We start from the raw sequence: 13756 nt of genomic DNA, 5'->3' as shown, positions 1-13756 counted from the left end.
TCAACCTCCTGCAAATGGTGGAAGCAAAGCGATCTCGTCAGAATCTGAAAGATTCAAAGCTTGTTGTCTGGAGACGATCTTACGATTGACTGCGACTTGGAAAGAGAATTGTCCAATGTCATACTTCGAATCCAACAGTTCTAGCAACTCTGCCAAACTCATTGCATTGTGTTCCAGTGTTTCTGAGTCACTTTGTGCCGCTTCTGCGATATTTCCAAAATAGTTGACGGTAATCATAGCTTTAATTTAATACAGATAGCTCGAATTAATTACTGAAAGGCAAAGTATTCAGGTTTTGGAAAATAAACTCGTCCTCCAAAACCCAGTCTTCTTTGAGTTGTTTTCTCAACCTGGCCAGATGTACCACCTCGCCGATCACAATGACGGCAGGCGCCCCGATTCCTTGATTTTGACTGATTTCAAGAATATTCTGAATGGTTCCCACCACTTCTTTTTGCTCTGTTTGGGTGCCATTTTGGATAATGGCTACCGGCAAATCCTGCTTTCCAAAAGAGGAATAAATTTCAGTGATCTCCTTCAGTTTGGCCATTCCCATCAGTACGACCACCGTGGCGGAGGATTGTGCTGCCAGAGTCAGATCTTTTGAGAGAGTCCTTTTGCTTGTTGTTCCGGTGATCACCCAGAAGCTTTCTGCTACGCCGCGACTTGTCACAGGGATTCCCACTGAAGCGGGAACCGCTACGCTGGAAGAAATCCCGGGAATAACTTCTACATCTATTCCGTGTGCTAGGGCATACATTTCTTCTTCTTTTCCCCTGCCAAAAACAAAGGGATCTCCCCCTTTCACACGTACCACATGCCCAAATTCTGTTGCATAGTCCACGATCAATTCATTGATCTCATCCTGAGTATGACTATGATTTCCCTTTCTTTTGCCCACAAAAACCAGTAATGCCCGATTGGCATGCTTCAGAATTTCCTCATTGACAAGGGAATCATAAAGCACTACATCTGCATTGGATAGTGCTTTCACCGCTTTGAGAGTAAGCAGCTCCGGATCGCCGGGTCCGGCGCCTAGGAGAGTGACTTTCGGGGATTTTCCTGTGATGGTTTTCATGTGTTTATAATTTGTTTTTCAATGGCCAGATAGCCTGTCCCGAACTTGATTCGGGAGAATCTTCGCAAGATCTATAATCATCCCAGTGTGTGACTTTTGAGTCATGCTCGATTTTATTGGTCCAATAGGTTTAGAGAGAGTAATTCGGCTTTGCTGTTGACATTCTGGACAAGGGATTTCTGATGCGAATTGATGATGAGTTTGTGGTGAGACATCAGATTAACCAGTGGACAGAGTTTTAATTTATCTGCTGATATGGCTTCAGCGAGGGTTTCCAAGGTTTCTTTTTTATAAACACCGATTAGTGGATAATCATTCTTACCATCGCTGAGAAAGGTGACTGATGCTTTTTTCTTCTCCGATTCTTCAGTCAGACTAAGAAGCAGATCGGCAGTAATCTTTGGCACATCACAGCTGAGGATTAGATTTCGCTCTGATGTGCTGTGACTCAGTGCTGTATAAATTCCGCCCACAGGTCCCTTATCTGCATAAATATCTTCTATCATCGGCAAGCCCACCAAGCTATAGTCTCCATTGCTCGTCACCAAAATGATCGTGGAGGTAATCGGCATGATGGCCTCAATTATCCATCGGATAAAGGGTTTGCCTTTGTAGAGGACCAAACCTTTTTCTGCTTGCATGCGGACACTTTTTCCTCCACAGAGTACATATGCCGCTATTTCTTTTGGATTTTCCATAGGCTAGACGGTCATCAATTTTATAAATGCAATGAATAGCACGATGGAAAGAATGTATTTCAATGTGATATTTGAGAACTTTTTACTGCCGTAAATCGCTCCAAAAGTACCGCCAAGTACAGCCGCAGGAATCAGATAACTGGCTTCCATAGGAATTTCGCCTCCTCCAAGTAGAAACCCTACGGCTCCGGAAACTGAGTTGACCCAGATGAAAAGGGCGGAAACTGCAGCGGCTTCCTTCATATTTCCCCAGCGGAGTAATAATATCACGGGACTTAGGATTATGCCACCTCCTATGCCGATCATTCCTGAGAAAAAACCAATCGCTAATCCAACCAGTAAAGCTAAAGGAGTATTGACAGGCTTACTTTGGTCAGGATCTGTCTTTCCAAAAACTCCCAAGATTCTCAATATCGCGACCAGCAGGAATACCCCAAGAATCTGCTTGTACAGAGTAGCATTGATGGTGATCATACCTCCTGCAAAGGCTGCCGGAATCGATGTAATGGCAAAGGGGAAAAAAAGCTTCCGGCGGAAATGCTTGGCTTGACGAAAAAAAACAAAGGAAATTCCCGCCACAAAAATATTTAAGATCAACGCGGTAGGCTTCATGACAAGCAGGGGAACTCCCGTCAACGCCATCATCGCCAGATAACCACTCGCGCCTCCGTGCCCGACACTGGCATACATAAAAGCGACCACCGCCAAAATTGCAGAAAAGACAACTATAAAAACAGGATCATGAAAATCGATCATCCTAATTTCTGTTTATAGGTAAATAACGGATTGATTCTCCGGCTTCTAGTAGTTCCTTATGCTCAGGAATCATCACTAATGCATTTCCCAAGGCATAGGAAATCAACATACTGGAAGCTTGCTTATCGAAAATCTCAATTTCACCATTATGCTCCTTTCCCAATAGGAAAACAGTCTTCCCGAACTTATTGAATGTTTGATGTTTCAATGTGGCAGACTGGAAGTTCAGATTGAAATCGGTGTTTCCCGACATGATTTTTAGTGCTGAAAGGGCGTAAATCAGAAAACAGGTAAGAGTAGATGCAGGATTTCCAGGCAAAGCAAAAACGAGTGTCTTATCTCTTTTGCCAAACCATAGCGGCTTGCCTGGTTTTTGATTCACTTTGTAGAAAATCTCCTGCACAGCATTTGCTTTCAAGGCCTCATTGACAAAGTCGTAATCACCGACCGAGATACCTCCAGAGAGTAGCAAGAGGTCACTTTCAAGACCGCCGGCGACGGTTTTTATGGTCGCTTCCAACTCATCTTGCACCTTTAGAATCCGCACTGAGTCATATCCTCTTGACTTCAGCGCAGACTCCAGCATGAGTGCATTGCTTTCGTATATGCATCCGGGCTTCAGGGGACTGCCAGCCTCCTGAAGTTCATTTCCGGTTACGATAAGCGTAATTTTGGGTTTGTTAAAGACTAAAACCTCAGTGATCCCAAAACCGGCCAAAAAGCCAATTATGGATTCATTGATCTTTGTCCCGGCCGGCAACACGGGATCACCGGCCTGTACTTGTTCGCCGATTTCCCGCACATTTGTGTGTTTTTCCGGTAGATTAAGAATAGCTATTTTACTTCCATTCACTTCCACATGCTCCTGTATGACCACAGTATCTGCCTGATCGGGCACACGTGCGCCGGTAAAGATCCGCACAGCTTGATTATCATCAAGCTCAAACTCTAATGCATCCCCTGCTTTGCATTCCCCTATGACTTTCAGATTGTGGATTTCACCATGTCGAAATGCATAACCATCCATAGCGGATTGACGAAAAGAAGGCAAGCTGATCGGCGCGAAAACTTCTTCCGCCAAAAAGCAACCGTGGGCATCCCTAAGGGGCATTTTACCGGTTGGCAGCTGTTGCGTATGAGTTTTAATTAAATCTAAAGCTTCAGATACTGAAATCATCTTGGTATGGAATCTTGGCTAAAACTATAAAAAATTACGTATAAATACTTACTTTTATACGTATTTGTTTGTTGAGTCTGACTATTTTCTCTCAAATCAGCTTCAATTAATGAAGCTCTGGTATTTTTTGCGCAAAAAAAAACGCTAATCAAAGCGTTTTTAAATTTTTAAACCGTCGTTCGTGTCTTAGCTTCAAAAGTCAAGCTCCACGGCCGCCGATAGTGTCAGCACTAATGGCTTTTATTACCCGTTTTCTCGTGACTCACGAAAGTCTTAGATTTTCCTAAGGCTACTATAGTTGTGTTTACCAAAACCTGTCCGGTACTTTTCACATTTAACATAGCACTAGTTCTGCCTGTCTGAGTTGGGTCTTCGGTCATCCGGCTTATTTACCAGCTTCCACCGGCTCCACCACCTCCGAAGCTGCCTCCTCCGAAACCTCCGAAGCCCCCTCCGCCACTACCTCCTCCAAAACCTCCACCGCCGAAGCCGCCTCCGCTGAAGCCACCGCCACGTCCGCCTCTACCTCCCAACATACTGGCCAGCATGATGGTGGTCCAAAGATCTACTCCTCCGCCTTTGCCTCCCATGTGGTTATTGTTGTCATTTTTATTTTTCAAAAGAGGAAGAATCACGAAGATAAAGATGAAGAATAAGATCATTAAGATTGCCCCTCCACTATTGCCGGTAGACTCTATATCCTCAGCTTTGTATTCTCCGGATGCGAGTTTGAAAATCATATCCGTGGCCTCATTTAGACCTTGATAATATGCCTCTTTTCTGAAATTGGGAAGAATCAGGTTTTCCACAATACGCTTTGCCAATGCATCAGGAACCGCTCCTTCCATGCCGTAGCCGGTCGCAATAAAGACTTTGCGATCGTCCATTGCAGCCAGAATCAAGATTCCATTGTTATTCTCTCCTCCGCCGATTCCCCAAGATTGTCCCAGTCGAAAAGCATAATCAGATATATCGTATTGACCGACTGAGCGCATCATTACGATGGCTATCTGGGTGGAGGTGCTATCATTATAGGCAACTAATTTGCTTTCCAATTGTGCCACTTCAGCCGATGAAAGTGTGTTGGTGAAATCATTTACCAGTTTTGGCGGATTGGGTACAGGAGGGAAGTCCTGGGCTTGAAGTCCTAGCGTGAAAAGCAGTAAAATGAATAAAAGGGGACGGATCTTATGATCCAAAAGAAATCTCATCAGGAAGCTCGTTTATGTCTGAATCCCCCTGATAGGGGAAATGCGCTCCAAGTTGCTCGCCGGCCATGTGAATGCCGTCGATCAGACCTTGTGTAAATTGACCCTGCTTGAATAAGCCGGTCATGTGTTCTTTTATTTTTTCCCAGAAATCATCCGGAACTACCTCATTGATGCCTTTGTCACCTAAAATTGCAAAGCGCTTATCAACTACAGCGAGGTAGAACAATACGCCATTCCGGTCTTGGGTTTGATGCATTTTGAGGGTGTCAAACACCTTCACTGCACGATCTAGCACCTCGCCTTTGCAGCGACTTTCTATATGAACTTGAATTTCTCCGGATGTGGAAACTTCGGCAGTCCGGATAGCATTGACAATAGCTTCCCGGTCTGCCGTTGAGAATAATTTCTCAGCCATGATGAATTTGTGTTAAAACTGAACAGTAGGTGCATTTTCGGATCCTGCGGACGCCTCGAAATAGCCTTTCTGCTCAAATCCGTACCATCCCGCAAAGATGTTGTTAGGGAAAGTCCGAAGATTTGAATTGTAATCCTGTACGGACTGATTGAAGTTTCGTCTGGCTACAGCGATTCGGTTTTCTGTGCCCTCCAGCTGAGCTTGCAGTTCAAGGAAGTTTTGATTGGCTTTTAGCTCGGGATAGCGTTCCACACTAACCAGTAGCCTACCTAAAGCACCTGACAATTGGTCCTGTGCTCCTTGGAATTCCGCCAGTTTCTCAGGAGTAAGATTCGATGCATCCACATTTACCGAAGTAGCTTTTGCCCGTGCTTCGATTACACCGGTCAGTGTCTCTTGCTCAAAGTCCGCATAGCCCTTCACTGTATTTACCAGATTGGGAATCAAGTCAGATCGACGTTGATATTGTGTTTCCACCTCAGCCCATTGGCCATTGATCACTTCTTCCTTTTGGACAAAAGTATTATAGGTCCCTACAGCCTTTGTGTAGATGAAAACACCCACAACCACCAAAATCAAAATAGGAATAAGAAACTTTTTCATGTGTTTATAATTGTTTTTTAGTGGTCACATGGAATCTCGCATGGCTTATAATCATCACAGTGTGTGTCGCTCTCGACATGCTCGATTTCATATGTTTATAATTAGTTTTTTAGCGGTTTTATAACTTGGATACACACGTATTTTAAGAATAGGAGGTTGGATTATTTTCCTGTCTTCACTCAAAATTACCGCTTTTATCTTAATACAAGCCAAAATGCGGCTAAATCTGCTTCCTCAGCGTAAAGGTGAATTTATGGTCTGTCCATTTGGTGAGATCATCTCCTTCGTATCTGCGGATCTCCAGTTGGATTTCCTTTCCGGGTTCGGATTTTAGCAGTTTGTTGAGTTCTGAAAGTTCCCAAATGAACGTGGGTACCTCGTTTATGGATAAGAGTTCATCGTAAATTTGTATCCCTGCGCGCTGAGCCACTGATCCTTGGCGTAGATCGGATACATAGATTCTATTATCATCGTTGGGAATCTTTTTCAAGGAAATTCCACTCATGTCATATTCAAAAGGGGCATAGAAATTTTGGGCCTTTCGCACCCAAAGTCGATTTCTTGGGTAATCAAAAATAAGCTGGGTTCTTCCCAGTACTTCTGATCCTAAGCTCCCAAAGCGTCCGGAATCCTTGATAACATAACTGAAAGCCGTCTCCTCCGGGTAGGAGGTAAGCACTTCATCCAGTTTGAAATCTGCAAATTTCATATAATCGACCCGGCCTATGTATCCGTATAAGACTCCGCCCAGACTTTGACCCAACGCTGATTCTATAAAAAGTGGCGGCATGGTGATTTTTTCCGTTGTCTCACGATTAAGTAGTAGGCCATGGTTTGCCCCAGTATCGATTAGTAGCTTGGGATAGATAAATGTACCGTCCTTTTGTTTCACAGTGGCATTTATATAGGGTTTATTGTCGTAGATGGTCATGTCTAGTTTCCTGTAGAGAAACGGTCTCCACTTCAGGGCACCAGCCTTATAAAAAACCATGTTCCCCTTGTCATAATTGATTTTTACCGGATTGTATTTGAAGAATTCATAGCCTAAAATCCCGTAAATGGGAACTCCGATTACTGACTCCAGCTCTAGAAACTCCTGCTCCAACACCAACAGGCTTTGGAATGTGCCCTCTATGGGGCCTAAATCAAAATGGTTGATTGGAGAGATTGAGGCCATCAGATCATCAGCTCCATCCGCACCTACCAGCTTTATTCTTCGCGTATATTCCAGTCCCAATGCATCTCCAAGTATTTTGCTGAACAAAATGTTGGAGCGAACTCCCGTATCTACCAGAAAATTTATCGGTGTATTGCCATTGATCGAAACAGGCAGGAGGATCAGGCTATTTGAAGAATAGAAAGGAATAGTGACTTTACGCTTTTCTTCTTTCATAAAGAATCCGGGCACCTGAGCCATGCACAGAATATGCGTGGCAAAAAAATATGCAAGGAATAGAAGTAAGCGTTTATCCATAAAATTATGTAACCCATATGTCACAAATAAGTTACTTTGTTTTTTGAGATTTAGAAGGATGTTTAATTAAAAACTAACGCCTATGACGGTCTATACTAGGCGTTTTTGCAATAAGTTTTAATTAGATTGAAACCAAATTACAGGGATTATGGACTCAGGCTTGCCAAAAAATGGATTATGACTCATCTTTAATTCAAATTAGTACTAAAGCATGGCAGACAAGGCCCTCATTGAAAAAGCAAAAAAAATCTTCGAAAATTTCCTTACAAAGCAAGGAAGCAGAAAAACCCCTGAAAGATTTTCAGTAATAGACGAGCTTTATTCTCTTCCGGAAGATGAGCATATGGACGTGGAAGGATTATTCCTGAGCATGAGAAACAAGGGGTACACCATCAGCCGCGCTACCATTTACAATACGCTCGACTTATTGGTGGAGAGCGGCTTGGCAGTAAAACACCAGTTCAAAGATAAGGTGGCACTCTACGAGCAAGCGCTGACTTACAAGCACCATGATCACCATGTGTGTAACCAATGCCGAAAAATCAGGGAATTTTCTGATCCCAAAATCAATGAGATCAAGGAAGAAATAGGCAAGGTTTTTAGATCATCCATCAAAAGTCATTCGCTTGTGCTGTATGGGGATTGTGAAATAGAAAACTGCGAAAATTTGGAGGAGATTTAAGAAAAAATCTTCTTGTAGATAGGTTTGCGATACAAAAACTGCAGGTAAATCAAGGGATATAACAACAAAGTTGCCAGTCCAAACGGCCCTGAAAACTCCACCTCATCTCTGATTTCCGAATGATTTCCCTGATTTATAATCCGATGTGTATGCCTCCATTTTTTTAGGAAAAAGGGGAGAACGATGCCGACATCTATAAAGTAATATTCATTTGCTGTCATTTTATTCTCCGTGATTTTACCGGTCCATTGTTGCTTGAAAAGTAAGAAATTCAACTCCAGCGAAACTAGGTCTCCGATTTCAGATCCGTCAAACCGTAGTAATTTCACTGGTGGAAATGGGGGACTTAGCTTAGTAAAAAGTGTCTCATCAAAGCCGTTTTTGACGGATGTATAGTCTTGATTGACGCGTGTAGAAAGATTGATTTTCATTTTTCTGAAGCTAAGCATAGATAAAAGGAAGATACACTTCCAAATGTGGCCCACGAATGCCATTATTCTGAAAACAGTCTGATGAGAGGAAGGTTTAGGGAATTGTAAAAAAGCTTGGATTTTGTCCTGAATCTTTTTTGGTAAATAAAAATTAGACGCCTTTTGAAGGCAAATGCATTGGCCTTAGTGGAAAAATATTCTTTTAGTCACTTTCCAGATCCGGCTTTAGCCGGATAAAAGCCAGCTCATCGTCTTTTTGTAAATAAGAGAAGATAGAACCATTGTGGACAAAAGTCTTTCGTTCGAAATACTTGCCTAAGATCGGAATACTAGTACTAAGTTTCTGTTCATGAACCTGTTCTAGCTTCTCGTCAAATACGGTCAAGACAAAAGTGTACTTGCTTTTTTGTGGATCACTACCGTCCAGCTCCCTGCTGTACCGATAGAATCGCTGGGCCTTGTGATCCTTGATGAGTGGGCCGAAAACCACCTCGTCATTTTTGCGCTTGACCCAGTACATATACAGGCGGTGGTCGGTTATGTCTTTTCGGTAGTTGCCGGATTTCTGATTTGCAGTGAGTCTACTATGGTATTCTTTGTGGATCACCGCCCCGCTTTCATGATCGTAATACCACAATTCATTGCTCGCTGAGGTAGATAGAATTACGTCGGGACCATTCAATAGCAAGAATCTCATTTCCGGAGAACTGTTTCTTTTACCCACGTCATAATCTATTGAGACAGTATATTTCTTCAACTGATCCCAAAAGTCAATGGGAACAAGCTTCAGGGATTTGTCCTGTAGATTTACTTTCGCTATTCCCAACACACTACCGCCGATCTTGAAGTTGCCATAGAAGCTTGCCAAGTATGAGCCATCATGGGAGATTTCCCCAAGCCCATCTATTTCTGTATCGAAGGGGAGGCGGTCGCCTGAAAGGCCTCTATTGATAAGTTCATAAGAATCTACTTTCTCTCCGGAGGAATTGACCTTATGGATCACCCGGTATTCTTTGAAAAAAGTATCCCCCAGCAGGGATTTCTTTATCCCGAAGGGGAAATATTTTTTCACACTATTTGGTCCCCTCATTGGGTAGTAGATCACGGTGTCGAGTCTTAGACTTTCCATATTGATCACTTCTACTCTTCCTGTTTCGGGAGTCAGATTGTATAGAAGTCCTTCGTTTACGGAATAATCCGACATGCTAAGCTCCATGTCCAGATAGATGTTATCTTCTCCCGCATCTATATGCACAGTATCCAAAATGTAATTGAAGTCTGGAGTAACATTGGCAATAGGAAGCTGTACTTCTACGGTTTTTTGCCCGCAGGAGACAAGTAGTAGCAAAAGACCTAGAATACAGTATAGCTTCATGTGCTAAAAATTAGGGTCAAAATCCCGGAAAGCCAATTTATTAAGAGGATTCATAGCGGATAAATGAATCACTCTCTTGTAAACTTGGGTTTGAGCCGGACAAAAGCCAGTTCGTCGTCGATATTCAGAAAGACATAAATCATCCCATCGTGAATTCGGAAACTATTAGGGAATTCAAATTCTGCCGGGAGTTGTACTTCTCCAAGTGGTTCAAAGTTCGGGTCTATCGCTGTCAACACGGTTTTGAAGACCAGACTATCTTCTCCGATCGCCCTGTCCAGTTCTTTCGAAAACCTCCAACGATAGCCGGATTTAATATCTAATTCCCATGGACCAAATGTGACGTCTTTCATGTTTTCCGCTCTCAACTTGTGAAATTCATTGAGGTCGGTGATAATTTTTGTTTTCCCCTGTTTTTGCTCATTGCTAGTTAATTTGCTGTCATATTTTTTGGTGATCAGCGAGTCTGTAGCCAAATCATAGATCATAAGCGTGTTTCTGGAACTTGGGGAAAAAAGGATTTTATTCTGGTTGGGCTCAAAAAATACTACATTGGTAAATCCACCTCTTATTTGCCCGTCTAGTTCTAAGAATAAATTGCCTTCCGTGATGAAATCCAGTGCTTGTGTCGGGATTAATTTCCCTGTTTCTTTTTCAAGATCAATCCATACGATCCCCTCATGTTTTTCCAACATTTCTGAGCTTTCATAAAGCCCCGCCAGGAATCTACCATCTTTCGAAATACCGGATTGTATACTTATGTTTTTGCCGGAAGGAAGAAGGTCTATAATATATGGCTCTCTTGCCAGTGTGACTTGCTTAGTTACTTCCCTATTAGCATCCATGTACCGGAGCGTATAGTCATTGAAAAACACAAAACCTCCATTTTCAAGAGCGATTATTTTGAATGGGGAAGGGGAGCCTATTCCATTTGGCCCTTCCCTTTCGAGTTGGATCAATGTATCCAGGCTTAACGTTTCTAGGTTGATTTTCTCCAGAATGTTTTCCCTCATATTCATGTTATAGAGAAATTTCTGTGACGGATCCAAAGTGGAAATACCCAAAAAGTAGTTTAAAAAGAGAATTTCTCCCTTAGAATCGACTTGTACTGTATCTATAGAAATGGAGAATGTAGCTTGCTCAACCTTATCAGAAGACTTATCACAGGAAGTGAAAATAGCTGTAGCTAGAAGAAGTGCTAGGTATTTATTCATAAGTGATTGTTGGTTTTAGTCTGATAAAAGCCATTTCATCCTCTAGATTGATAAAGCTATACAGCATCCCATCTTTGAAGAAAGGCTTTTTGGAGCTATGAAAATTTTCTAGTTCTTGCTCTTTGAGCATCTTATAATCATCATCAAAAAAAGTAACCACCTGCTTGAGAACAACAGAATCCGCAATCATACGGTCTTTGTCGGTACTTACTCTCCAGAAGATATTTTGTTCAGGTATTTTGAAAAACGCTTGGAAAGAAACTTGTTCGTTTTTTGCTTTCTCAGCATCAGCCCATTCTTTATTTGAGCTCACCTGATTAGGGAAATTTCGGATTTTTTCGTTTTCGGTAAGGGTTGCTTTAAAACTGAAGTGAGAAAGACTGTCAGTACTGGTATCATAATCATACACTTCGTTATAAGCCGAGGAGGAGATAATCAGATTATCATCAATGAACCTCAAATAGGTTGATTCTCCGGAATAAATGCCAGGTGCATTGCCCACTTGATGAATGATTTCAAATTGCTTAAGCTCATGAAATAAGTTCATAGGAATGTAATTAATAGAGTCTGTAGCTAAATCAATCACTACAATTCCCTTTGCTGGCTTGTTATAATCAACGTTGGCAAGAGTACTTGCGAATAGCTTGCCTTCATCAGAAAGTACACTGTTCCATCCAATTTTCTCTTCCTCTTTTTGATCGTAATTTGGAATTTTGATTTGATCAAAGTCAATGGTATTGACAAGTTTTCCCTCTTCTGAGACGATGTTGACTTTAAATTGACCAAACAAACAGATGTTACCATTCTCCAATACCTGAATTTTTCGATAATAAGGAGCCCCAACTCCATCAGGACCTTCTTTTTCTAACTGAACTGTCTTTTTTAATTTGAGTCCGTCCAAGTCCACTATCTCCAGTAAATAGCTGTCGGGATTAAGGTTGTAAAGATATTTCCGATCCGGGGAGACATCTGATAAACTCAAACCCCAGTTGAGGAAAAAGAAATGATCTCCCGCATCCACCATCACGGTGTCTATCTCGTAAGAGAAATCAATAAAGCCAGCTTCTGTATTTTCTCCACCTTCTTTCGAAGCACAGCTGGCTGAGATTGCCAGAATAAATGGAAATAAAAGTTTAGTATTATTCATAGCTTGGTTTGATGCGGATGAAACCCAGTTCGTCTTCCAGATTGACAAAGGAATAGAGTATGCCTTCTTTGAAAAAGGCCAAGCTCTGCGCTACCTCGAAGTCCAGTTCCTGCTCATGGAGTTGATTCAGATCCGAGTCAAAAATGGTCAGAACCTTTTTGGTCACCACCGAATCGGCAATCATCCTATCCAATTCCTGACTGACTCTCCAGAATTTTCCATTTGTTTCGTCGAAAAGCAGTTTATTAAATTCGACTTCTTTGTTTTTCTCTGCCCAGGCATCCTTCATTTCCTCAGCGCTAGTGGTATTTTTGGCGTATTGGCCTTTTTTAGCATCGGAGGTCAGGACGGCGTGAAACCCCTTCTTTTTCAAAGCACCTGATTCTAGGTCATAGATGAAAGCTTCGTTTCTGGCGGTATTGGTGAGGTAGATTTTATCATCTACTTCCAGAAGCCAGACCCTTTCTATCGTGCTCATGCGCGGGTTTCCTTTATCATCATACTGATTGATGTTAAATTCTTTCAGTGTTTCCAAATCCCGAATGGCGATTTTTGTCAGTTCCATTGTTTGTAAATCCACAATAGCCAGTCCCTTAGTCGCTCCGCCAACCTCCTGATCGGAGTAGGTGGCAAAAAGGTAGTTTCCGTCTCTGGATGAAATGGCACCAAAATCAATTCCCTCTTTGCCTATTAAGGTATCCCCTTTCAGGTTTTCAGACTGAAACTTAAAGCTTTTGTAATGGTCCAGATCAGAACTGGCCTTTACGAAGGATTGGTAGCCAAGGAAAATGAAGTCTCCCTTTTCCGAAACGGCAAAATCCGAAACATACATCCCAATTCCTTCCGGTCCTTCCTTTTCCAAGGGCAGTGCTTCACGAAATGCTAAAGCTTCCAAATCGATGATTTCCAGTTCCGGTATAGTTGGATTGAGGTTATACAATACGTTCTTGTCAGGAGAAATCGTTGCAGTGTTCATGTATCCGGAAATATAAATCAGATGATCACCGGGGTGTATCTCCACCGTATCGATGGTATAGGAGAAAGAGAAGTCTAAGTTCTCCGAAGTATCCGTTGTATTGGAACCACAGGAAAAAAGAACGGGAATGGAAACTAAGGCGAATAGTTTTTTATGATTATCCGCTACTTTGCCAGTAGGGTTGAATTCCCGCAATTATCAGTCGGTCAAAGAGTCTTTCCCCAAAATATCTACGGTTGAGCTTGTAGCAAAACTCGTCAATATAGTTTTGGAGCTTCCTTTCCGAGATCATTCTGTACTTTCTAAGATCGCTTTTTAGGTTGCTGATTGCAGTATGGGCCCATTTCAGGTTGAACTTTCCCTCTTTTGTAGAGGACAATTCGGTTACATGGACATCCACGAAATCTTCAAACTTAGCATAAGTGGTGCTGTCATCGGTCTGAAGAACAGCCTCCTTGTTGATAAAATCCTTGATCAGTTTCTCGGCTGTTTTAGACTTTAAATCTTCGATCTTCTTCA

The 13756-nt window shown here is 42.2% G+C and carries 16 protein-coding genes; 1 reads left to right on the top strand and 15 read right to left on the bottom strand.

What is annotated here, in order from left to right:
* The 9 genes from J2X69_RS18575 to J2X69_RS18535 form a co-directional block, all read right to left on the bottom strand.
* Entirely contained in the window at positions 1-237 is a 237-nt protein-coding gene (locus J2X69_RS18575; protein WP_310106711.1) for a MoaD/ThiS family protein, read from the bottom strand.
* A 28-nt stretch (positions 238-265) separates the two neighbouring features.
* Entirely contained in the window at positions 266-1078 is an 813-nt protein-coding gene (gene cobA / locus J2X69_RS18570; protein WP_310106709.1) for a uroporphyrinogen-III C-methyltransferase, read from the bottom strand.
* Between the two features lie 113 nt (positions 1079-1191).
* Positions 1192-1776 (bottom strand): molybdenum cofactor guanylyltransferase, encoded by a 585-nt coding sequence (locus J2X69_RS18565; protein ID WP_310106707.1) that lies wholly within the window; start codon positions 1774-1776, stop codon positions 1192-1194.
* A 3-nt stretch (positions 1777-1779) separates the two neighbouring features.
* Positions 1780-2532 (bottom strand): sulfite exporter TauE/SafE family protein, encoded by a 753-nt coding sequence (locus tag J2X69_RS18560; protein ID WP_310106704.1) that lies wholly within the window; start codon positions 2530-2532, stop codon positions 1780-1782.
* Between the two features lies 1 nt (position 2533).
* On the bottom strand, positions 2534-3709 hold the full coding sequence (gene glp, locus J2X69_RS18555; RefSeq protein ID WP_310106702.1) for a gephyrin-like molybdotransferase Glp: 1176 nt from the start codon (positions 3707-3709) through the stop codon (positions 2534-2536).
* 389 nt (positions 3710-4098) lie between these two features.
* Entirely contained in the window at positions 4099-4920 is an 822-nt protein-coding gene (locus J2X69_RS18550) for a TPM domain-containing protein (RefSeq protein WP_310106700.1), read from the bottom strand.
* Entirely contained in the window at positions 4898-5335 is a 438-nt protein-coding gene (locus tag J2X69_RS18545) for a TPM domain-containing protein (RefSeq protein WP_310106698.1), read from the bottom strand. The genes J2X69_RS18550 and J2X69_RS18545 overlap by 23 nt, the downstream gene beginning before the upstream one ends.
* Before the next feature lie 12 nt (positions 5336-5347).
* Positions 5348-5938 carry a LemA family protein gene (locus J2X69_RS18540; RefSeq protein WP_192347246.1) on the bottom strand — a complete coding sequence of 197 codons (591 nt, stop codon included), beginning with the start codon at positions 5936-5938 and terminating at the stop codon, positions 5348-5350.
* Between the two features lie 220 nt (positions 5939-6158).
* Positions 6159-7412, bottom strand: a complete 1254-nt coding sequence (locus J2X69_RS18535) for an aspartyl protease family protein (protein ID WP_310106695.1) — start codon at positions 7410-7412, stop codon at positions 6159-6161.
* A 211-nt stretch (positions 7413-7623) separates the two neighbouring features.
* On the opposite strand from J2X69_RS18535, the gene J2X69_RS18530 reads away from it, so the two are divergent.
* Positions 7624-8094, top strand: a complete 471-nt coding sequence (locus tag J2X69_RS18530; RefSeq protein WP_310106693.1) for a transcriptional repressor — start codon at positions 7624-7626, stop codon at positions 8092-8094.
* Here J2X69_RS18530 and J2X69_RS18525 read toward each other — a convergent pair.
* The 6 genes from J2X69_RS18525 to J2X69_RS18500 all read right to left on the bottom strand — a co-directional run.
* The gene (locus tag J2X69_RS18525) at positions 8091-8525 is read right to left on the bottom strand and encodes a hypothetical protein (protein ID WP_310106690.1); all 435 of its coding nucleotides are present in this window, start codon (positions 8523-8525) and stop codon (positions 8091-8093) included. The two genes, J2X69_RS18530 and J2X69_RS18525, sit on opposite strands and share 4 nt — an antisense overlap.
* A gap of 202 nt (positions 8526-8727) precedes the next feature.
* Entirely contained in the window at positions 8728-9900 is a 1173-nt protein-coding gene (locus tag J2X69_RS18520; RefSeq protein WP_310106687.1) for a DUF4221 family protein, read from the bottom strand.
* A gap of 68 nt (positions 9901-9968) precedes the next feature.
* Complete coding sequence (locus J2X69_RS18515; RefSeq protein ID WP_310106684.1) at positions 9969-11114, bottom strand: DUF4221 family protein; 1146 nt, start codon at positions 11112-11114, stop codon at positions 9969-9971.
* Positions 11107-12261 (bottom strand): DUF4221 family protein, encoded by a 1155-nt coding sequence (locus J2X69_RS18510; RefSeq protein WP_310106681.1) that lies wholly within the window; start codon positions 12259-12261, stop codon positions 11107-11109. The genes J2X69_RS18515 and J2X69_RS18510 overlap by 8 nt, the downstream gene beginning before the upstream one ends.
* Positions 12254-13432 carry a DUF4221 family protein gene (locus J2X69_RS18505; RefSeq protein WP_310106678.1) on the bottom strand — a complete coding sequence of 393 codons (1179 nt, stop codon included), beginning with the start codon at positions 13430-13432 and terminating at the stop codon, positions 12254-12256. Before J2X69_RS18505 ends, J2X69_RS18510 begins: the two co-directional genes overlap by 8 nt.
* A partial coding sequence (locus tag J2X69_RS18500; RefSeq protein WP_310106675.1) for an IS1595 family transposase occupies positions 13395-13756 on the bottom strand: 362 nt, incomplete at its 5' end. The genes J2X69_RS18500 and J2X69_RS18505, both read right to left, overlap by 38 nt.

This window comes from Algoriphagus sp. 4150 (genome assembly GCF_031457395.1).
Classification (GTDB): domain Bacteria; phylum Bacteroidota; class Bacteroidia; order Cytophagales; family Cyclobacteriaceae; genus Algoriphagus.
The sequence above is the reverse complement of the archived record's forward strand: the minus strand, read 5'-3'. Positions and strand labels throughout refer to the sequence as shown.

What these genes read in the sequence shown, in the direction of transcription:
- J2X69_RS18575 (WP_310106711.1), bottom strand. Translation starts at nt 237, where the DNA reads ATGATTACCGTCAACTATTTTGGAAATATCGCAGAAGCGGCACAAAGT.
- J2X69_RS18535 (WP_310106695.1), bottom strand. Translation starts at nt 7,412, where the DNA reads ATGGATAAACGCTTACTTCTATTCCTTGCATATTTTTTTGCCACGCAT.
- J2X69_RS18565 (WP_310106707.1), bottom strand. Translation starts at nt 1,776, where the DNA reads ATGGAAAATCCAAAAGAAATAGCGGCATATGTACTCTGTGGAGGAAAA.
- glp (WP_310106702.1), bottom strand. Translation starts at nt 3,709, where the DNA reads ATGATTTCAGTATCTGAAGCTTTAGATTTAATTAAAACTCATACGCAA.
- cobA (WP_310106709.1), bottom strand. Translation starts at nt 1,078, where the DNA reads ATGAAAACCATCACAGGAAAATCCCCGAAAGTCACTCTCCTAGGCGCC.
- J2X69_RS18515 (WP_310106684.1), bottom strand. Translation starts at nt 11,114, where the DNA reads ATGAATAAATACCTAGCACTTCTTCTAGCTACAGCTATTTTCACTTCC.
- J2X69_RS18560 (WP_310106704.1), bottom strand. Translation starts at nt 2,532, where the DNA reads ATGATCGATTTTCATGATCCTGTTTTTATAGTTGTCTTTTCTGCAATT.
- J2X69_RS18545 (WP_310106698.1), bottom strand. Translation starts at nt 5,335, where the DNA reads ATGGCTGAGAAATTATTCTCAACGGCAGACCGGGAAGCTATTGTCAAT.
- J2X69_RS18525 (WP_310106690.1), bottom strand. Translation starts at nt 8,525, where the DNA reads ATGAAAATCAATCTTTCTACACGCGTCAATCAAGACTATACATCCGTC.
- J2X69_RS18550 (WP_310106700.1), bottom strand. Translation starts at nt 4,920, where the DNA reads ATGAGATTTCTTTTGGATCATAAGATCCGTCCCCTTTTATTCATTTTA.
- J2X69_RS18540 (WP_192347246.1), bottom strand. Translation starts at nt 5,938, where the DNA reads ATGAAAAAGTTTCTTATTCCTATTTTGATTTTGGTGGTTGTGGGTGTT.
- J2X69_RS18510 (WP_310106681.1), bottom strand. Translation starts at nt 12,261, where the DNA reads ATGAATAATACTAAACTTTTATTTCCATTTATTCTGGCAATCTCAGCC.
- J2X69_RS18520 (WP_310106687.1), bottom strand. Translation starts at nt 9,900, where the DNA reads ATGAAGCTATACTGTATTCTAGGTCTTTTGCTACTACTTGTCTCCTGC.
- J2X69_RS18530 (WP_310106693.1), top strand. Translation starts at nt 7,624, where the DNA reads ATGGCAGACAAGGCCCTCATTGAAAAAGCAAAAAAAATCTTCGAAAAT.